Genomic DNA, 19,600 nt, shown 5'->3' with positions numbered 1-19,600 from the left:
AGCGGCGCGGGCCGCCTCCCCAGGGGAGGCGGCCCGCGCCGCTGCTGTTGCTGGAACATCTGCTGCGAAAGTTGTCCACAGGCCACTGAACTGCGATTCCGCATTCCACCCATCAAGTTATCCACAGGCGGAAAAGAAGTCGTTGACGCTCTGCAGCGAGTCGGCGACAGTTGGTATATGACGCAGATACCGATGTACCGCACCAGTTCAGCAGCGATGACGGCCACGATGAACCGGCCGCTCGACGAGCCGCTCCACGATGCGGGCGAGACCCCTGAGGACCTCCTCATGCGTTTCGAGGCCGCTTTCGAAGCCGACTTCAGTCTGGTGGCCACCGGCCGCACCGCGGCCTGGATACACGGCTTCGATGTGCTGCCGCCGGGGGCCGACCAGCGCGAGTGGCCGGTGGAGAGCTCGCCCGATCCGCCGCTGGCGCACATCACGGTGATCGACGGCCTGCCGGTGACCCGCTTGGCGCGCACCCTGGTCGACTGCGCGGCCGATCTCCCCCGGCTGGAGGCGGTGGCCGCCGCGGACCAGTTCCTGCGGGCCGGCATCGACGCGGGCAGCCTGTCGGCCGCGCTCGAGTCGCTGCACGGCGACCGGCTCAGACAGGCGAACGCGACGCTGCTCGCGGCCGATCCGCGGTCGGAGTCGCCGATGGAGTCCTGGACGCGCTGCCTGGTCGGCGACGCGGGCCTGCCGGCACCGGTCCCGCAGCTGCGGGTGCGCACACCGAACGGGCGCTCCAAGTTCCTCGACCTCGGCTGGGAGCGGTGGCAGGTCGGGGTGGAGTACGACGGCCTGGGCACGCATTTCGGCCTGGCCGCAGAGAGCAACGACAGGCGCCGCCACCAGCTGCTCGAGAACCTCGGCTGGGAGGTCCTGGTCCTCACCGCCTCCGATGTGATGGAGCACCCGCGGCCGTGGCTGGTCCGGCTCCGGGAGACGCTCCTCGACCGCGGCTGGGACCCGAACCCGAATGAGCTGCGCGACATCAACGAGCGCATCGAGGCGGTGCACATGGCGGTGGGCCGAGGCTGAACCACCGCCGGACCGGTGGCGCGGGAAGGCGCCTCCCGACCACCGGTCCGGCGAACCAGACCTGAAGTGCGACAACCAATCCCGGACACGACGAGCCTGCGGGCCACTCGCACCGCCGAGCGGCCGGCGCCACCGCAGGCGGTCGGACCGGCATAGGGCGGCGGGCGGTCGAGCGGTGGGTGGGCGTGGGTTGACGAGGGAGGGGTGGGGTGGGGGGGCGGGGGGAGGGCCCCCAGGGGGCCCGAGCGGTCGCGCCCGCTTTGCCCGGGAACACCCGCATCCCTCCCGGATTCGCGGCCCGCCGGGCGGTCTCACGGTTTGCAATCGTGGACCGGGATCGGGGCGGGGTCGGGCTAGGATCGGTGCGAGCATCGTTCGAATCGGCAGGAGCGGCAGTGGCGGAAGGGTCCTTCACCGGGTTCGCGCGTCCCGCCGTGCCCACCCCCCAGGAGATCCGCGACTGGGCGCTCGACCCGTACTCGACCGCCCCCGAGGGCCGCCAGTGGGACCTCACCCTCGCGACCGACGAGCTCGTCGACACCTGGCTCGACCTCGCCGCCGACGCGACCTGCCCGAAGCGCTCCTTCGCGCTCCACGTGCTCTACATCTACGCCGGCGACGCCGTGCGCACCAACTTCCGGGTCCACTCGCGCAAGCGCGTCGACCGCCTCCTCGAGAAGGCGGTCGAATCCCGCGACCAGTACGTTGAACTCTGGGCCGCCAACACGAAAGCGCTCATCCGCCAGCCGGACCTGTTCGACTACCACGAATGGTGCAACGGCGGGCTGGTGCGCGGGCCCCGGCGGCTGAAGCCCGGTCCGACGAGGAAGCCTTGACCCGATGAACCCCATGACGAACCATGCGAGCCACCGATGACGCACGACCCGAACATGCGCGTCTCCAACGCCGAGCGCGAGGCGATCCTCGCCAGGCTCCACGCCGCCACCGAGGAGGGCCGCCTCGACCTCGACGAGTTCGCGGACCGCTCCCGCCAGGTCTACGAGGCCCGCACCTACGGCGAGGTCGAGCGCCTCCTCGCCGACCTGCCGAACACCGATGGCGCCCTCGTCGTGCCGGCCGCCAAGCGGCCGGTCCCCGAGGGCCCGGCCGAGCTGCGCCTGAGCCCCACCGGTTCCTCCGTGGAGCGCAAGGGCGAGTGGATCGTCCCCTCGAAGGTCGTCGTCTCCGGCTCCATGAGCTCGGTCAAGCTCGACTGCCGCCACGCCACCATCATCGGCGACACCGTGGAGATCAAGCTCGACTCGAACATGTCCTCGCTCGAGGTCGTCCTCCCCGCCGGGGCCTACGCCGTCGACGACGGCGTGAAGGCGACTTTCGGCTCCGTGACGAATCACGCTCCCTACAAGGGAGGGAACGGCATCCGATTCGTCATCGCGGGCAGGACACAGCTCGGCTCCGTGACGATTCGCCACGAGCGCCGATTCCTCTGGTGGCGCTGGTGATCGCGCATTTCGCAATGCGCGCAATTCACTGAATAACCACCTGCCGGAACCGAAGATGTCACGGCCTCATAACAGTCATGCCTGATACCGGCATTCTCCTCATATGAGGGTTTACAGCGAACCAACCTCGCAATAGGCTCGTTTCCGTGCGCCGCGGCGCGGCCGCAGATCGCTGTCCGCGCCGGAGCACTCACCCACGGCGCACGTCCCCCTTGAGAGGAGCTCATCGCATGGGATCTCCGTCCCTCCGCAGGCGAGGGCGCGCGTCGACGCGCGCCCGAGCCAGAACCAGAGCCGTCATGGCGGCCGCGGCCGTCCCCTTGGTGGCCATCGCGTTCACCACCGCCGCCGCACCCGTCTCGGCCGAGCCCCCCACGCTCCCTGAGGTCACACCCGAATACCTCAAAGAGGGTGCGGCGCTGCCGATCGACTACAAGGACGGCAACTACATCGTCCAGCTCGCCTCGGACCCCATCGCCACCCACGAGGCCACCGCCCCCGCCGAGGGCGAGACCATCGACTTCGAGGCCTCGGCCGTCGAGGAGTACCGCAGCACCCTCGCCGAGGAGCGCGAAGCGGTCATCAACGAGTACGACGTCGACGCGACCGCCGCGTACGACACCGTCCTCAACGGCTTCGCCGCGAACCTCACCGCCGCCGAAGCCGAGGAACTAGCCGCGAGCGACGACGTCGCCGCGGTGATCCCCGAGACGATCTACCAGCCGACCGCCGCGGTCGACACCTCGAGCTTCCTCGGGCTCTCCGGCGGCAACGGCTCCTGGGAAGACGAGTTCGGCGGCCCGAAGGACGCCGGCGAAGGCGTCATCGTCGGTGTCCTCGACACCGGCGTCTGGCCCGAGAACCCGGCCCTGGCCCCGCTCTCCGAGCCCCGCCCCGACCAGGACGTCATCGACGCCAAGTGGAACGGCGAGTGCGTCGCCGGCGTCGACGAGGACCCGGCCAACAACGTCGAGTGCAACAACAAGCTCATCGGCGCCCGCTACTTCGACACCTGGGGCTACGCCGAAGACGGCTTCGCCTCCCCCCGCGACCAGGACGGCCACGGCACCCACACCGCCACGACCGCCGCGGGCAACTACAAGACCAAGGTCGAGATCGACGGCGAGAAGGTCGGCACGTTCTCCGGAATGGCCCCGGCCGCCCGCGTCGCCGCTTACAAGGTCTGCTGGGGCGGCTGCCCCGGCGCCGACCTCGTGGCCGGCATCGAAGCGGCCGTGAACGACGGCGTCGACGTCATCAACTTCTCGATCGGCTCCACCGGCACCCCCGAGTTCATCGACTCGGTGTCGCTCGCGTTCTTCAACGCGGCCGCCGCCGGCGTCTTCGTGGCGGCCAGCGCCGGCAACGACGGCCCGACTTCCACTGTGGACCACCAGGAGCCGTGGGTGACCACGGTCGGCGCGTCGACGCACGACCAGACGTTCCGCACCGAGGTCGAGTTCGGCCGCGAGGAGATCCCCGCGGCCGCGGCGGTCGGCGAGGCGAAGTGGTACGTGAAGAACGCGGTCGACGCGGCGTACGACGGTACCGACCCGGCTGCGGCGTCCCGCTGCGACGCGGGCACGTTGGACCCGGCGAAGACCGAGGACTTCGCGATCATCTGCGAGCGCGGGAACCTGTTCAGCGCCAACGCTGACCAGGTCGCCGCTGCGGGCGGTGTCGCGCTGATCGTGCGCGACCAGTACGAGCGCGGTGCGGCCACGACGGTGACGTCGCAGGCGGTTCCCGTGGTGCACGTGAACTACGAGGACGGTCTGGCGCTGGCCGAGTGGGTGGATTCGAAGTCGAACCCGCGCATCGAGGTCGAGACGTCGGAGCAGGACTACCAGAACGCGCCGAGCATGGCGGCGTTCTCGTCGAACGGTCCGGCGCTGGCGGCGGAGCAGAACCTGCTGAAGCCTGACATCACGGCTCCCGGTGTGGAGATCCTGGCCGGCATCACGCCGTTCAACCACGCGGGGAACGATTTCGCGACGAACCAGGGCACGTCGATGTCGAGCCCGCACATCGCGGGTCTGGCGGCGCTGCTGAAGTCGGCGCACCCGGAGTGGTCGCCGATGGCGGTCAAGTCGGCGATCATGACGACGGCGTACCAGACCGATCAGAACGGGGACCCGATCCAGCGCGGTGGCGCGGATGCGACGCCGTTCGACTTCGGTGCGGGGCATGTCGACGGTCAGGCGATGTTCGATCCGGGTCTCGTGTACGAGTCGAACCCGACCGAGTGGATCCAGTACATCTGCGGTACGCCTGAGGCGGGGAAGGTGCAGTCGTACTGCGACGCTTTGGGTTCGATCGACCCGTCGCAGCTGAACTACCCGTCGATCACGGTCGCGGAGCTCACGGGTTCGTACCAGGTGACGCGTACGGTGACGAACGTGTCGGAGAAGAAGAGCTCCTACAAGGCCGAGATCACGGCTCCGGCGGGCTTCTCGGTGACGTCCGACGTCACGAAGTTCACGTTGAAGCCGGGTGAGTCGGCGACGTACACGCTGACCATCACTCGTACTGACGCGGCGTTCGACGAGTGGGCGTTCGGCGATGTCACGTGGGTGGAGAAGAAGGGCACCAAGACGGTGCACGAGGTCCGTTCGCCGATCGTGGTGAAGCCCGTGCAGCTGGCGGCCGCGGATGAGGCGACGTTCACGGGCGCTTCGGGTTCGGCGACGCTGACGGGTACGTCGGGCTTCGACGGTTCGCTGGGCGCTTCGGTGTCGGGTCTGGTCGCTTCCGAGGTGAAGACGGCTTCGCTGTCGGACCCGGATTCGTCGACGTTCCCGTCGGACGCGCCGGTGGAGAACTCGCACGCGGTGTCGTACGAGTTCACGACGCCGGAGGATGCGGCGCTGGTGCGCTTCTCGACCTTCGACGCGGATCACCCGGCGGGCACGGACCTTGACCTGTTCGTGTACACGAAGGCTGCTGACGGCGCGTTGACGCTGGTGGGCAGTTCGGCTTCGGGCGGTTCGAACGAGACCGTGTCGCTGCCGGGCGGCTACACGTTCGTGGTGTTCGTGGACGAGTGGGCCGGGCCTTCGCCGCTGGAGGCGAAGCTGCACGCTTGGGTGGTTCCGGGTGCCGACGAGGGGAACCTCGTCGTGGATCCGGCCGAGCAGTCGGTCGCGATGGGCGATGACTACTCGGTGGGTCTGACGTGGTCGGGCCTGGCTGAGGGGCAGCGGTTCCTCGGCACGGTGAACTACTCGGCCGACGGTGCCGCGATCGATTCGACGATCGTGGGGATCACTACCTGATCGGTTGAGCCGCAAGGTTCGATGTGATCGACGCGCCCGTCGTGGGCGGCCGGGGCCGGAAGGTCCTTGGTCGGCTGCGGCGGGCGCTGTCGCGTTTACCATCCACTAGCCCCCACCCTCCCAGAGGGGAAGGAAGGGGTCCAGCGTCGCATCGGGGTCCGACAGGACGGCCCCGGATCGGGGCGGGCGGCGCGGAAGTTCACTCGAATGATTGACCGCGCCGCCATGTTCCCGTTAACATTGAGTCGTTTCAATCCATCGATTCACGGACAAGGCGGTCTTCCATGCAACGGAAGCGAACCACCCTCCTCGCCGCGACCGGCGCGATCGGCCTCGCCGCCGCGGCGCTGGCGATCATCGCGCCGCCGGCGCTCGCCCACCCCGGCAACGGGAACGGTCACGGGCACGGCCACGGCCACGACCGCAAGTGCGACATCGAAGCGCCCGGCACGCTCGGCGGCGACCTCGGCGCCCACGACCCCGGCCTCTTCGCCCCCTGCAACGAAGGCGACCCCTGGTACGTGTTCGCCACCGGCTGGGGCCCCCTCGGCGAAGGCAACGTCACCATCCGCTCCTCCACCGACGACGGCGCCACCTGGAACTACGTCGACACCGTGTGGGACACCAAGCCCCAGTGGCTCAAGGACACCGTCCCCGGCGTCGACAACCTCTGGGCCCCCGAGATCTACTTCGACGATGACCAGGACCGCTACTACCTGTACTACTCGGCCTCGACCTTCGGCCAGCAGCGCTCGGTCATCGGCCTCGCCACCAACACCACCCTCGACCCCGCCGACGACGACTACGAGTGGGTCGACGAGGGCCAGGTCTGGGAGTCCAACCCCGGCGACCCCTTCAACGCCATCGACCCGACCATCCTCGAAGCCGACGGCAAGCACTACATGGCCTACGGCTCCTGGTGGCAGGGCATCTACATGCTCGAACTCGACTGGCCCTCGGGCAAGGCCGCGAACGGCGCGACGCCGGTCCACATCGCCGGCCGCGGCGGCGCCGGCATCGAGGCGCCCGTGCTGACCGAGCACCGCGGCTACTACTACCTCTTCACCTCATGGGACGTCTGCTGCGCGGGCGCCGACTCGACCTACAACATCCGCGTCGGCCGCTCCACCTCGCCGACCGGGCCCTTCGTCGACGCGAACGGCGTCCCCCTCACCGAAGGCGGCGGCACCCTCGTGCTCGGCGCCCACGGCGACTACGTCGCCACCGGGGGCCAGTCGATCTCGAACGGCCTCATGGCGTACCACTCGTACCACGAGGACGGCCACTTCGACCTCGGCATCGAAGCGATCACATGGTCCCGGGGGTGGCCCGTCCTGGACGGAGTCTAGGACCGGATGCACAGCCTGGACGGAGTCTAGGACCGGATGCACAGCCTGGACGGAGTCTAGGACCCAAAACGCACCCTGGACGGAGTCCAGGACCGGAAGCACAGCCTGGACGCACTCCAGGACTAGAAGCACAGCCTGGATGCAGTCCAGACCGTGAACGCGCCTCGGGCCGCCCGGATCGGACCGAGGCCGACCAGCGGACAACTAAAGACCGGTGGGCCCGTCGTTGCGACGGGCCCACCGGTCTTTCAGTCGACGTCGTGAACCCGAAGGATCGCGGCCCGTCGCCTCACTGTCCGCTCAGGCGTAGGGGTCCTCGTCGATCTTGCGGATGCCCCAGATCTCCTCGTCCTCTTCGAGCCAGTCGCGGTGCTCGCCCTCGGCCTCCTGATCGCCGCCCATGCCGCGACCGCCTCCAGCGCCGCCGCCGCCCATCATGCCGCCCATGCCGCCACCGCCGCGGCCGCCGCCGGCCGCGTTGGCAGCCGAGCTGCCGCTCTCCAATGTGGAGGAGGCCGGGCCGACCGGGAACGAGCCGCCGCTGCCGAGCGTCGACCCGCCGCTGGCGAGACCACCGCTCACACCGCCGGGGGGCTCCAGGCCGCCGCCACCGCCGCCCCCACCGGCGCCGCCGGCGTCCGGCGAAGGCGGCTCACTGCCGGGCACGAAACCGCCCGAGCCCGCGTCCAGGCCCCCGTAGGAGTCCTCGAGCATGTCCGAGGCCTCCCGGAAGTTCGACGGGTTCGACGGCTTGGCCTCCGGCGCGAAGGTCCCGGCCGACTCCTCGGCGTTCTCCCACCGGTTCATGACGTCTTCGTTCGCGATGCGCGACCGCGACTCGTAGTCGTCGAGACCGGCGCTCATGTCGCTGCTCATCTCGTTGTTCGCGTCGGCCTGCGCCCATGCCGCGCACTGTTCCGGGGTGGGCGGCGGCTTGTCGTTCTTGAACTTGTTCATGTAGTACTCGGTCTGCGATTCGACGTAGTTCGAGACCTCCCGCAGGTAGTCCTTGTCGAATCCGCCGAGCTCCAGCAGGGAGCCCACGAGCCCGCCCGCGTGCCCGCACCCGTTCGTCACATCGCACAGGCCGCTGCGGAACGGCGGGCGCACATGCACGAACGGATCGGTGTACATCACTGCCAGGTCCGAGATCCAGTACAGCGGCGCGGGATACGGCAGCTCTCCGGAGGACCCGCCCTGCAGGCCGTAGAACTCGTCGGCCTTCTGCTCCAGCAGCCCGACCGCACCCGAGGAGAGGTCACCGATGTCGTCGCAGACCGACGCGCAGTTGCTCATGACGACCTCAACTTGCTCGGCGAAGGCGTCGAAGTCGTCGCCCTGCCAGTGCTCGGAGAGGGTTCGCAGGCCCGACTTGAGCATCGGGGCGATCCCGGTGGTCGGGTCGGTGTCGAAGCCGTCCTTGAACGTCTGCCAGTGCGTGCTGATCGCCCTGAGCGCGTAGGTGTCCGGGTTGTCGGGGCGCACCTGGGACACCAGCGACTGGATGGCGTCCTGACCCGGAGCGGCCGTGCCGGTGGTGACGACGGTGAGGTTGCTGACCTGCCCTACCTCGGGGATCGCGGAGACCAGTTTGATCCAGGCTGCCTCGGCGGGGTTCTCGGTGTTCTCGCAGGTCGCGTGCGGGCAGGGGGCGCCGGAGAGGAACAGCGCCTGGGCGTCCATGCGCTGGTACTCGAAGTCGGCCGAGTTGTCGGGCGCCTGGCCGTCCCAGTCCTCGCGCTCGTAGGAGGACTGCCGGCCCTGGTGGTCCTTGTCCTCGTTCTCTTCTTCCTTCTTGCCGTCGTCCTCGTCCGACTCCTCTTCGTCGTCCTCGTCGTCGTCCTCCTCATCGGAGTCGTCGTCAGGGACGTCGTCGGGGTCGTCGTCCTGCTCGTCCTCGTCCGCGCCGTCATCGGAGTCGGCATCGTCGTCTTCTGAGTCCTCGTCGTCCGAGCCCTCGTCCGGGTCGTCGGCGGACTCGTCGTCCGCGTCGGGGTCGACCGGGGTGTCGGCGGGCTCCTCGCCCACGTCCTCGTCCGGGTCCGGCTCCAGGGCGCGGTCGGGGTCGAGCTCGTCGTCGTAGTTCGGGTCCTCGCCGAGGTCCGGGTCCTCCGACTGGTTCTGGTTCTGGTTCTGCTGCTGGGTGTCTGACATGGCGTTCAGTCCCTACCGCGCGAGAGGTGGACGGCGGAGGTCTCATCGTCCTCGACGACTCGCCCGGCGACACCGTCAAGCGTGGCGATGATGCCGGTCAGGTCCGCTCGCAGGTCCTGGAGGTTGGTCCAGGTCTGGCGGTGGAACTCGCGATAGGCATCGCGCGCGGTCAGGGCGCCGTCGAGCAGCCCGAACCCGGGTTCGACGCCCAGTTCGTTGCCGTTGCGCAACTGATCGATGAGGGTTTCGAGGTAGTCCAAGCGGCCCTGGGCGATCTCGCGGAACACCGCGAGGGCTTCGGGGTCGACGGAGCGATCGGACACGGGGTCACACTCCAAGAGGGAAGGTTAGGTCCAAAGCGAACTCAATTCTAACCACCGAGAGCAATAGCATGGGTACGTAGAGTTGCGGCATTTGTCCCGATAGGACCATTCTCTTGTCCCATTAATAATGGTAAGTTTTCCTTGCTCGATTGCATTTTTCTTCCGCGGCTTCGAATCAATTCCCTCTGATACACCAGGAAACGCAATCGCCACTCTGTCAACTTTGGACACAACGAAAAGAGCGGGCCCGCTCTCGCGGACCCGCTCGCAATGTCATTCGTCAGTGGCAGCCCTGTATCAAGCGTCGACCCGCTTCGGGACCGGCTCGGACTCGCGCAGGTTCTCCGGCGGCGGGGCCACGAACTTGTAGCCGACCTGCCGCACCGTGCCGATCATCGACTCGTACTCGCTGCCGAGCTTCGCGCGCAGACGACGCACGTGGACGTCGACGGTGCGGGTGCCGCCGAAGTAGTCGTAGCCCCACACCTCCCGCAGCAGCTGCTCGCGGGTGAAGACCCGGCCGGGGTGCTGGGCCAGGAAGCGCAGCAGCTCGAACTCCTTGTACGTGAGGTCGAGCGGCGTGCCCTTGAGCTTCGCGGCGTACGTGTCCGGGTCGACCGTGAGGTCCCCGGCGCGGATCACGGCCGGTCCCGCGGCCGTGGCCGCGTTCGGTTTGCCGGTGGCCAGGCGCAGCCGCGCCTCGACCTCGGCGGGGCCGGACGAGGCGAGCAGGAAGTCGTCCACACCCCAGTCGGCCTGCAGAGCGGCCAGACCGGCCTCCGTGACGATGGCGTACAGCGGCACCGTCAGGCCGGTGGCCTGCAGGACGCGGCAGGTGGCGCGGGCGTCGGCGAGGTCGGACCTGGCGTCGACCATCACCGCATCGGGGCTCGGGCCGCTCAGCAGCGCTCGCACGTCCCGGCCGGCGTAGCGCGCGCGGTGGGGCAGCAGTTCCAGCGAGGGCAGGATCGACTCAGGGGACTCCGGAACGGGGTTGGAAGTGAGGATAAGGATTTCCACAGCAGTCCTCCGCTGGTTGGTGAGCACACGCGACTATCGCTCTTCCCGGCGTCGACGGCGGGCGGGCTTACATGCGGTAGGTGGAGTCCTGGACAAGTGTAAACGGTCACCAGTCAAAAGACCAGCGTCACCGCGGCGAAACCTCACCATGCGGGACTCCCTGAAGCTAGGTTTCGGACAAACCGCGTTCACCGGACCGACACGGCCCGGTCACGATCTGGACCTGCACTGTTGTCCCGCAGCCGAATCCGAGGCGCGGTCGCGCCCGGCTCGCGGACCCGCCCCGAACTCGATTCGATGAGGGTCCACATGTTGAGACGAGTCGATTCCGGCGATGATCCGGCACCGGACCGGTCCCGCCGGACCCCGCGTCACCCGACGTGCCGGACGACCGTCCGCAAGGGTGACTCATGGCGAAGGTCGCGAGTCGGGATTTCCTGCTGCCGTAGGCTGTGGACGTGTCGTACAGCCGACCCGACGAGACCTGGGGCTACGAGCCTCCCGAGGCGCCCGGCGCCGCCGAGGGCCCCGCCTGGGGCGACGCCTACGCCGGAACCGCCGGTGCCGCCGATGAGCGCGGCGGGCCCGCAGAGCGCCCCGGACCCGACGCCCCGCGCGGCCGCCCCGAGCGCCGCCGCGCCGCCGCGCCCCCGGGGAGCACCGGCGCCTACCGGACCGCCGGCGCCGACGGCACCGAGGACCACACCCTCCCGCCGCCCAGCCCCGCCCTCCTCCACCGCCTCCCGGCCATCGCGGCCACCATCGTCATCAGCGCCGGGCTCGTCCTCGGCGCCCAGATGGAACGCCCCGTCTACGCCGCCGGGATCGCCGTCCTCCAGCTCGCCACCGTCGGCCTCGTGACCTGGGTGCGCCGCATCGAAGGCGCCTGGGTGCCCCTCGCCGTCGCCTCGCTCCTGGCCATCGCCGCCGACGCCGCCGCCGTCGCCTGGACGCCCGTCTCCCTCGTCCCGATCACCGTGCTCCTCGCTCTCGCGTACGGCGTCGCCGTCGCCGCGCAGCTCGTGCGCCGCACCCACGTCGGCGTCACCGAGAACCTCGGGTTCACGATGCTGCTCGGCCTCGCCGTCTGCGGCTACGCCTGCTACATCGCGCTCTCGCGGCTCGGCTCCGCCCCGCCGGCCATGTACTCGGCCGTCGTCGCGGCAGGCACCGCGATCCTCGCCGCGCGGGCCGTCGACCTCGTCATGCCCGACCCGCGCATCAACCGGCAGGTGACGCGCGGCGCGTTCGGCATCGTCATCGGCACCATGTGCGGCACCGCCTCCGCCGCGTACGCCGGGCTCGTCATCGAAGGCCCCGACCCCACCCACGCCGCCGTCGGCGGACTCCTCATCGCGCTCACCGCGGTCCTCGCCGACCTCGCGTGCGGGTACATGTCCGCCTCGCGCCGCATCGACGGCAGCGGGACCGCCCCGAACCCGGTGGTCAGCGCCGCCGGACCGCTCCTCGCGTTCGCCCTCACGGGCCCCGTCGTGTACCTCTTGAGCGCCTATTACATGATCGACTGACACATTCAGTCCGTCGACCACCCTCTGGCGCACCCCGACGGGCACACCGCTGCACAGGAGACCCCCTGGTGAAGATCCTCCGCCGCCTGCTCATCACCCTCGTCATCGTCGTCGCGGTCGTCGCACTCGGCGACCGGGTCGCGAACGCGCTGGTCGAACGCCGCATCGCCGACGAGGTCGCGAACACCGCCGCCGCGAACGGCGCCTACTCCGACCAGGAACCCGACGTGAAGATCCACGGCTGGCCGTTCCTCACCCAGGCCTGGACCGGCGAGTTCGAGCAGATCGACATCACGCTCCAGGACGTCGGCTCGAACGGGCTCACCTTCCCGTCCCTGGAGATGGTCGCGCACGACGTGGACGCCGACTGGCGCGAACTCCGCAACGGCGGCGACGCCGTCGCGAGCACCCTCGACGTGAGCGGCTCCGTCTCGGTCGACTCGATCGAAGCGATCGTCGCCGAGCAGACCGGGTACGACCTCCAGATCGACGAGGACGGCACGGCCTCCCTCACCGGATCCCAGGAGTTCCTCGGCGTCCAGGTCGACCTCGAGGCCACCGGGAAGTTCGCGTTCGCCGACAACACCCTCACCTTCACGCCCGACGCCGTCGAATCCCTCACCGAGAACCTGCCGCCGCAAGTGCAGCCGCTCGTCGACCAGGCCGCCGGCGAGTTCGCCTCCACCGTGGCGCTGCCCGAACTGCCATATGGGATCCAACTGTCGGAGATCCGATTCGAAGGCGACGTCGTCACCGTCTCCGGCACCGCCGAGGACGTCGTCCTCACCTGATCCACCTGCGGTTGCACCGCCCGCCCGCCGCCAGCGCGGGCGGGCACCGGGCGGTACCGGCCCGTAGCTCTGGGTCTTCGTCACAGTCCGCATCGCGAGAACGGGTATGGATTCGGCCCGGGAAGTCTGCTAGCGTTCCAGCCATGCGCAAGCCGATGCTCACCAAGCGGCGCGCGATCGACTACTGCATGATCGCGACCACGCTCTGTCGAATGCCCTAGGCGACTCGCCAGGCCCATAGAGGCCCGACGGCGGTCGCCGCATTGCGGCCCAGCGTGCGCGAACTTCAGAGCAAGGCTTACGACTCACCACCAACCCAAGGCCCGCTTGCATAAAGCGGTTCCGCTCGGGTGTGACGTCAATCGGCTCGAATCCCGGACCATCTGTCCAGGACGAACCCTGCTCAGCTGCGAACAGCAGCGTTCCGCCCCGCTTCGCACCACTGGGCTCGCTCTCGAACTTTCGAACTCAAGTTTCATTTACGTTCAGGAGAGAACAAGCCATGGCTCGTGAAGACGTGCTGGTCACCGCCGATTGGGCGGAAGAGAACCTCGACACCCCCGGAGTCGTGTTCGTCGAGGTCGACGAAGACGCCTCCGCCTACGACTACGGCCACATCAAGGGTGCGGTGAAGATCGACTGGAAGGACGACCTCCAGGACCCGATCCGCCGCGACTTCGTCAACCAGGAGCAGTTCTCGCAGCTCCTTTCCGAGCGCGGGATCGCGAACGACGACACCGTCGTCCTCTACGGCGGCAACAACAACTGGTTCGCCGCCTACGCGTACTGGTACTTCAAGCTGTACGGCCACGAGGACGTCAAGCTCCTCGACGGCGGCCGCAAGAAGTGGGAGCTCGACGCCCGCGAGGTGACCGCTGACGTCGTCAAGCGCGAGGCCACCAATTACATCGCCAAGCCCCTGGACTGGGACCTGCGCGCCAAGCGCGACGAGGTCGAGGCCGCCATCGGCGCCAAGAACCTCATCGACGTGCGCTCCCCCGACGAGTACGCCGGCCGCCTCCTGGCCCCGGCCCACCTCCCGCAGGAGCAGTCCCAGCGCGCCGGCCACATCCCCACCGCGCTCAGCGTGCCGTGGAGCAAGGCCGCGAACGAGGACGGGACCTTCAAGTCCGAGGCGGAGCTCCGCGAACTCTACGTCGGCGAGGCGGGCCTGGACGAGGACAAGGCGACCATCGCCTACTGCCGCATCGGCGAGCGCTCCAGCCACACCTGGTTCGCGCTCCGCGAGCTCCTCGGCTACACGGACGTCAAGAACTACGACGGCTCGTGGACCGAGTACGGCTCCCTCGTGGGCGTCCCGATCGCGCTCGGCGACGAGCCCGGCACCAAGTAACACCGGCGACGGTAGTAGGAAAGGAACACCAATGTCTGACAGCTGCGCTGCACCCGACCAGGACGCGGCCCTGCCGGCGTCGGTCGACATCGAGAAGGAGACCGTGCTCACGGGCACCGTCGTGAACGACGAGGGCGAACTCGTGCAAGGCGCCTACGTGCGTCTGCTCGACGGTTCCGGCGAGTTCACGGCCGAGGTCGTCACCGGTGAGGGCGGGCAGTTCCGCTTCTTCGCCGCTCCCGGCAAGTGGACGCTGCGCGCGCTCTCGCGCTACGGCGACGCCACGGGCGAGGTCGAGGCCGACCGCGGTCTCAACGAGACCAAGCTGGCCGTGAGCCGCTAGTCGATCACGACCACCGAGACCGACCGGGGCGATTCAGCTCGTATCCCAGTCTGAAAGGCGGGGCCGCTCACGCGGCCCCGCCTTTTGCCTTGCCGCCGAACGGCATCAACGACAAGCGCGCCGCATCGCCGCATCGCCGCATCGCCGCATCGCCGCATCGCCGCATCGCCGCATCGCCGCATCGCCGCATCGCCGCATCGCCGCATCGCCGCATCGCCGCATCGCCGCATCGCCGCATCGCCGCATCGCCGCATCGCCGATGATGATGGCTGCCGCCCGGCGCAACGGCAACCGCAGTCGCGGCTCCGATTCGGGCGACGGTTCAGCTGCAGGGCGTGGTCGTCGTGGCGGCGGCGCGGGCCCGCAGCCGGTTCAGTTCGGCCGCATCGAGGTTGCCGTCGGCCTCCCGGAATGCGATCGCCGCCGCCAGCGCGTGTCTGGACGGGCCGTTGCCCAGGAGCTCGAGCAGCCGGTCGAAATCTGCGGCGAGTGCGGGCTCCAGCGGTGTCGCGTCGATGCCGGCGAAGATCGCCCAGGTGACGGCGAGGTCGATCTCAGGGTCGCCTGCGGCGGCGTTGGTCCAGTCGATGACCTGCGGGCCGTGGTCGGTGAGCAGGATGTTCTCGGGGTGCAGGTCGAGGTGCAGGACTGCGTGGCCGGTCGCGCCTCCGGTCAGGTCGACGCCGCGGGCTTGCGTGGCGAGCCAGGCCGGGGGTTCGATGCGGTGCAGCTCGTTGTGGAGGTTCCGGATGAATTCGGCGCACTGGGCGGGTCCGACGCGGCCGGTGGTGAGTTCGTGCGCGAGGGTCGGGCCGTGCAGGCGTTCCATGCGCATCTCGCGGCCGTCGGCGGCGTAGACCTCCGGGACCGGGTAGCCCCGTTCGCGGAGGTACCGCATGAGCCGCACCTCGTTCACGATGTCGAAGCCGCTGCGGCGCAGTACGGTCCGCTCGTCGATCGCGTAGACGGCCGAGGCTCGGCCCGATGCGAGGAGTTCCATGCCCGCACCCTAGCGCGGGCGGTACTGAGGTGGCCGATGACGGCTGGTGCCGTGGCTGCGCCCCGCACTTGCGCGGGTGGGCCCGGGGGCCGCGTTCGTGGTCGCCCGTGATCGCGCCGGTCCGCTACCCGCCAGGGTCCTGCCTCTATGGGGCGCCGCGGCCGGTCCTCACGGTCCTCCTCCCTTTATCGCGATAGCCCGCTGCCCGCGCGGTCTTCGTACTTCCCCGTGATCACGGCGGTCCGCTATCCGCCTGGGTCGGGCCTCTGGACGGGCGCCGCGGCGCCTGTCCTTTCGGTCCTCCTCTCTTCATCACGGCGGTCCGCTGCCCCGCGGTCTTCCCTCCTGCGGGCAGCGGGCCGCCTTCGTGGGTTCTGCTACTTGTTGAGGTTCTTGTAGCGGGCCGTCTTGGTGGCCGGGTCGTAGAAGCCCGCCGGGGTGCGGAGGGTGACGTTGATGCGGTTCCAGGCGTTGATCTGGGCGCACATGGCGACCAGGGCGGCGATCTGCTCGTCGTCGTAGTGCTTGCGCACCTGCTCCCAGGTCTCGTCGGTGACGCCGTGCGGGTTGTCCGCGAGGCGGGCCGACTCCTCGGCGAGGGCGAGGGCGGCGCGTTCGGGCTCGGTGAAGGCGGGGGATTCGCGCCAGACGGTGACGAGGTTGAGGCGCTCGGGGTCGTCTCCGGCGTGGACGGCGTCCTTGTAGTGCATGTCGACGCAGAAGCCGCATCCGTTGATCTGGCTGACCCGCAGTTTGAGCAGTTCCATAGTGGTGTGCGGCACGGGTCCGGTGTGGAAGAGCTTCTCGTTGGCGAGCATGTGCTTGTAGTACTGCTTGGCGAACTCGGTCTCGGTGAAGGCGAGTCGGGGTTCCATGGTGGTTCCTTCCTACTGTTCGGCCCGGGTGGTGCGCAGGCCGGCGAATTTCTGCGGGTTGCGGAGGTAGTCGACGGTGACGATGCGTCCGTTCTCGATGCCGAGGGCGATCACGCCGTCGACCACGCCGCCGCCGACGGTGATGAGGGCGGGGCTGCCGTTGATGACGATGGGGCGGTGGCTGCGGTCGGTGTACTTGTGGTTGATGCCGACGAGGAAGCGGGCGACCTTGTCCGCGCCGCGGACGGGGTTGCGGGCGGCTCTGACGAGGCCGCCGCCGTCCGAGGTGAGGACGGCGTCGGGGTCGAGGAGTTCGAGCAGGCCGTCGAGGTCGCCGGAGCGGGTGGCCTGCGAGAAGGCGTCGACGACGGCGCGGTGGGCTTCGGGGTCGACATCGAAGCGGGGTTTGCGCTGCTCGACGTGTTCGCGGGCGCGGCTGGCGAGTTTGCGGCAGGCCGCGGGGCTGCGGCCGAGGGTGGCGCCGACTTCGTCGAAGGTGAGGCCGAAGACGTCGTGGAGTACGAAGGCGGCGCGTTCGGCGGGGCTGAGGGTCTCCAGGACCACGAGCATGGCCCAGGACATGGAGTCCGCGAGGCTTACCGAGTCGGCCGGGTCGGGGGCGGTCTCGACCGGTTCGGGGAGCCAGGGGCCGACGTAGGCCTCGCGGCGGGTGCGGGCGGCGCGGAGGACGTCGAGGGCGAGGCGGGAGGTGGCGGTGACGAGCCAGCCGGTGAGGTCCTCGATCGCGTCGATGTCGGTGCGCTGGAGGCGTATCCAAGCGTCTTGGACGACGTCTTCGGCTTCGGCGACCGAGCCGAGGAGTCCGTAGGCGACGCCGAAGAGGCGCGGGCGGAGCTCTTCGAAGTGCGCGAGCGCGCGGCTCGCGGGAGGCGCCTCGGCGGGTGCCTCGGTGTGGTGCGCTTCCGGTCGGTGCATGTGAGGAGGACGGGACATGCTTCAAGAGTGTGACACCGGATCGCAGATTGTGACCGTCATCTCACCAAAGGCGTAGGGCAGACTGGTGGCGTGTTCTCGAACCTCTCCGAGCGGTGGCGGCGCCGCCTGCGCATCGCGGTCGCCGTGTGGGCGGTGCTGCTGGTCGCGGTCGCCTTCGCGGGATCGCGCGCGACGGTGCGCGAGCAGGTCGACGCCGAGGGGGCCCGTGGGCTGCTCGACGCCGCGGTCGGCGAGGCGGCGGCGCTGTTCACCGGTGCGGCGGTGCTCGCGGTGGGGCCGCTGACCTGGGAGGAGTGCGAGGTGACGCCGGTGCGGCCGGGCCTGTCCCTCGAACGGACCCTGCAGGTCTCGGGTGCCACGGTCGAGCATGTGGAGGCGCTGACCGAGCGGTTCGCGCTGCGCTCCTTGACCAGCGAACCGGACGGCGCGTCATGGTCGGGCACGACGCAGGAGTTCATCGGCGTGCGAGTCACCGCCCCCGCCGCCGATCCCCCGGGCGGACGCTGGGCCGAACCCGTTGCCGTGCAGGCGGTCAGCGGCTGCAGGCCGCTGGAGGCGCCCATCGGCGCCTTCGCGCCCGATCCCCCGGCCGAGGCCACCGATGCCTGGACGTACGGCTCGGTCGACTGCCCCGACGGCGCGACCCTCACCAGCTGGACCGAACCGGTCGAAGCCCAGCCCATGCGCGTCCACGAGACCTCCGGCGGCTGCGCCTAGCACCCTTACCTGGCGGTAGCGAGTACCGCAGCGCTTGGAAGTCACTGGCGCTCTACACCGGCCTCGTCGCGGCGGTGATCCTCCTGATCGTCCTGGTCAACGCCGGTACGGGCGGCGAACAGACGCCCGGCGAGGGCGCGAGCGACGGGATCAGCGGGTCCGCCGGCGTCGACCGAGCGGCCCGCTCACTTGTCGATGTCGCCCACCACGAAGAACATCGAACCGAGGATCGCGATCATGTCCGGGATCAGGCAGCCGGTCATCAGCGTCGCCAGCGCCTGCACGTTCGCGTAGGAGGCCGTGCGCAGCTTCAGGCGCCACGGCGTCTTCTCGCCCCGGCTCACCAGGTAGTAGCCGTTGGCGCCCAAGGGATTCTCGGTCCACACGTACGTCTCGCCCGCGGGCGGTTTGAAGATCTTCGGCTGCTTCGAGTTCACGGGCCCGCCGGTGAGGGCCGCCTGCTCCAGGCACTGCCGGGCCAGGGAGATCGAGACGGCGACCTGGTCGAGGAGGCAGATGAAGCGGGCGTAGCAGTCGCCTTCGGTGCGCAGCACGACCGGGACGTCGAGCTGGTCGTAGGCGAGGTAGGGCTCGTCGCGGCGCAGGTCGAAGTCGAGGCCGCTGGCGCGCGCGACCGGGCCGGTCACGCCGTAGGCGGCGGCCGTGGCGGGGTCGAGCACGCCGACGCCTTTGGTTCGGGCCGCGAAGATCTCGTTGTGGCGCAGGAGTTTGTCGAGGCGGATCATGCCGTGCTCGACTTCGTCGAGGGCGCGGTGCGCGCGGCCCTCCCAGCCGGAGGGGACGTCGGCTTTGAGGCCGCCCACGCAGTTGTACATGTAGTGGATGCGTCCGCCGCTGGCCTCCTCGAAGACCTGCTGGAGCCGTTCGCGCTCGGTGAAGGCGTAGAACATCGGGGTGATCGCGCCGATCTCGAGCGGGTACGAGCCGAGGAACATGAGGTGGTTGAGCACCCGGTTCATCTCGGCGAGAGCCATGCGCAGCCACGTGGCCCGCTCGGGCACCTCGATGCCGGCGAGGTGTTCGGCGGCGAGGGCGACGCCGAGTTCGGAGGAGAACGCGGAGAGCCAGTCGTGGCGGTTGGCGAGGAGCATGATCTGGCGAAAGTCGCGCACTTCGTAGAGCTTCTCGGCGCCGCGGTGCATGTAGCCGATGATCGGCTCGCATTCGGTGACGCGTTCGCCGTCGACGCGCAGCCGCAGCCGCAGCACGCCGTGGGTGGACGGGTGCTGCGGGCCGATGTTGAGCACCATGTCGGTGGTCTCGGTGCCGGCGCCGACGCCGACGATCAGTTGCTCCCGTTGGCTCACGGTCCCATCGTCGCAGCTTCGGGGCTCCCGGGGAAGGGTCTGCGGCGGTGGAGGCCGCGAGTCGTGCAGGGAACAGGG

At 69.4% G+C, this 19,600-nt stretch carries 18 protein-coding genes; 11 read left to right on the top strand and 7 right to left on the bottom strand.

Features of this window, described 5'->3' with window-relative positions:
* Nucleotides 1–177: 177 nt before the first annotated feature.
* The 5 genes from O2L52_RS16925 to O2L52_RS16905 all read left to right on the top strand — a co-directional run bounded on the left by O2L52_RS16925 (nucleotide 178) and on the right by O2L52_RS16905 (nucleotide 7,131).
* Entirely contained in the window at nucleotides 178–1,044 is an 867-nt protein-coding gene (locus O2L52_RS16925; RefSeq protein WP_270116931.1) for a hypothetical protein, read from the top strand.
* Nucleotides 1,045–1,439: 395 nt separating this feature from the next.
* Complete coding sequence (locus tag O2L52_RS16920; protein ID WP_270116930.1) at nucleotides 1,440–1,880, top strand: hypothetical protein; 441 nt, start codon at nucleotides 1,440–1,442, stop codon at nucleotides 1,878–1,880.
* Between the two features lie 36 nt (nucleotides 1,881–1,916).
* Entirely contained in the window at nucleotides 1,917–2,507 is a 591-nt protein-coding gene (locus O2L52_RS16915; RefSeq protein ID WP_270116929.1) for a DUF1707 SHOCT-like domain-containing protein, read from the top strand.
* A 230-nt stretch (nucleotides 2,508–2,737) separates the two neighbouring features.
* Entirely contained in the window at nucleotides 2,738–5,782 is a 3,045-nt protein-coding gene (locus O2L52_RS16910) for a S8 family serine peptidase (protein ID WP_270116928.1), read from the top strand.
* 284 nt (nucleotides 5,783–6,066) lie between these two features.
* A complete protein-coding gene (locus O2L52_RS16905) occupies nucleotides 6,067–7,131 on the top strand; it encodes an arabinan endo-1,5-alpha-L-arabinosidase (RefSeq protein WP_270116927.1) in 1,065 nt (354 codons plus the stop codon).
* A 300-nt stretch (nucleotides 7,132–7,431) separates the two neighbouring features.
* Here O2L52_RS16905 and O2L52_RS16900 read toward each other — a convergent pair whose 3' ends face one another.
* The 3 genes from O2L52_RS16900 to O2L52_RS16890 form a co-directional block, all read right to left on the bottom strand.
* Nucleotides 7,432–9,285, bottom strand: coding sequence for a hypothetical protein (locus O2L52_RS16900; RefSeq protein ID WP_270116926.1), 1,854 nt, complete (start codon nucleotides 9,283–9,285; stop codon nucleotides 7,432–7,434).
* Between the two features lie 5 nt (nucleotides 9,286–9,290).
* Entirely contained in the window at nucleotides 9,291–9,608 is a 318-nt protein-coding gene (locus tag O2L52_RS16895) for a hypothetical protein (protein WP_270116925.1), read from the bottom strand.
* 297 nt (nucleotides 9,609–9,905) lie between these two features.
* Complete coding sequence (locus tag O2L52_RS16890) at nucleotides 9,906–10,628, bottom strand: winged helix-turn-helix transcriptional regulator (protein WP_270116924.1); 723 nt, start codon at nucleotides 10,626–10,628, stop codon at nucleotides 9,906–9,908.
* 458 nt (nucleotides 10,629–11,086) lie between these two features.
* Between O2L52_RS16890 and O2L52_RS16885 the strand changes: the two genes are divergently transcribed.
* From O2L52_RS16885 to O2L52_RS16865, 5 genes are all read left to right on the top strand, one after another.
* The gene (locus O2L52_RS16885; RefSeq protein WP_270116923.1) at nucleotides 11,087–12,157 is read left to right on the top strand and encodes a hypothetical protein; all 1,071 of its coding nucleotides are present in this window, start codon (nucleotides 11,087–11,089) and stop codon (nucleotides 12,155–12,157) included.
* Between the two features lie 68 nt (nucleotides 12,158–12,225).
* Nucleotides 12,226–12,948 carry an LmeA family phospholipid-binding protein gene (locus tag O2L52_RS16880; RefSeq protein ID WP_270116922.1) on the top strand — a complete coding sequence of 241 codons (723 nt, stop codon included), beginning with the start codon at nucleotides 12,226–12,228 and terminating at the stop codon, nucleotides 12,946–12,948.
* Nucleotides 12,949–13,450: 502 nt separating this feature from the next.
* Complete coding sequence (locus O2L52_RS16875) at nucleotides 13,451–14,302, top strand: sulfurtransferase (protein WP_270116921.1); 852 nt, start codon at nucleotides 13,451–13,453, stop codon at nucleotides 14,300–14,302.
* A 31-nt stretch (nucleotides 14,303–14,333) separates the two neighbouring features.
* Nucleotides 14,334–14,645, top strand: a complete 312-nt coding sequence (locus tag O2L52_RS16870; protein WP_205326659.1) for a DUF1416 domain-containing protein — start codon at nucleotides 14,334–14,336, stop codon at nucleotides 14,643–14,645.
* A gap of 89 nt (nucleotides 14,646–14,734) precedes the next feature.
* Entirely contained in the window at nucleotides 14,735–14,908 is a 174-nt protein-coding gene (locus O2L52_RS16865) for a hypothetical protein (RefSeq protein WP_270116920.1), read from the top strand.
* A 59-nt stretch (nucleotides 14,909–14,967) separates the two neighbouring features.
* On the opposite strand, the gene O2L52_RS16860 is transcribed toward O2L52_RS16865, so the two are convergent.
* From O2L52_RS16860 to sigJ, 3 genes are all read right to left on the bottom strand, one after another.
* Nucleotides 14,968–15,645 carry a phosphotransferase gene (locus O2L52_RS16860; RefSeq protein WP_270116919.1) on the bottom strand — a complete coding sequence of 226 codons (678 nt, stop codon included), beginning with the start codon at nucleotides 15,643–15,645 and terminating at the stop codon, nucleotides 14,968–14,970.
* Between the two features lie 377 nt (nucleotides 15,646–16,022).
* Nucleotides 16,023–16,463, bottom strand: a complete 441-nt coding sequence (locus O2L52_RS16855; RefSeq protein WP_344473573.1) for a carboxymuconolactone decarboxylase family protein — start codon at nucleotides 16,461–16,463, stop codon at nucleotides 16,023–16,025.
* A 69-nt stretch (nucleotides 16,464–16,532) separates the two neighbouring features.
* Nucleotides 16,533–17,474, bottom strand: a complete 942-nt coding sequence (gene sigJ, locus O2L52_RS16850) for an RNA polymerase sigma factor SigJ (RefSeq protein ID WP_270116916.1) — start codon at nucleotides 17,472–17,474, stop codon at nucleotides 16,533–16,535.
* A 72-nt stretch (nucleotides 17,475–17,546) separates the two neighbouring features.
* On the opposite strand from sigJ, the gene O2L52_RS16845 reads away from it, so the two are divergent.
* A complete protein-coding gene (locus tag O2L52_RS16845; protein WP_270116915.1) occupies nucleotides 17,547–18,194 on the top strand; it encodes a hypothetical protein in 648 nt (215 codons plus the stop codon).
* Nucleotides 18,195–18,379: 185 nt separating this feature from the next.
* Here O2L52_RS16845 and O2L52_RS16840 read toward each other — a convergent pair whose 3' ends face one another.
* Complete coding sequence (locus O2L52_RS16840) at nucleotides 18,380–19,465, bottom strand: NADH-quinone oxidoreductase subunit D (RefSeq protein WP_344473570.1); 1,086 nt, start codon at nucleotides 19,463–19,465, stop codon at nucleotides 18,380–18,382.
* Nucleotides 19,466–19,600: the final 135 nt, after the last annotated feature.

It is taken from the genome of Glycomyces algeriensis (genome assembly GCF_027622855.1).
GTDB classification, from domain to species: domain Bacteria; phylum Actinomycetota; class Actinomycetes; order Mycobacteriales; family Micromonosporaceae; genus Glycomyces; species Glycomyces algeriensis.
Note: the sequence above shows the minus strand (reverse complement) of the source record. Positions and strands in the feature narration are given on the sequence as shown.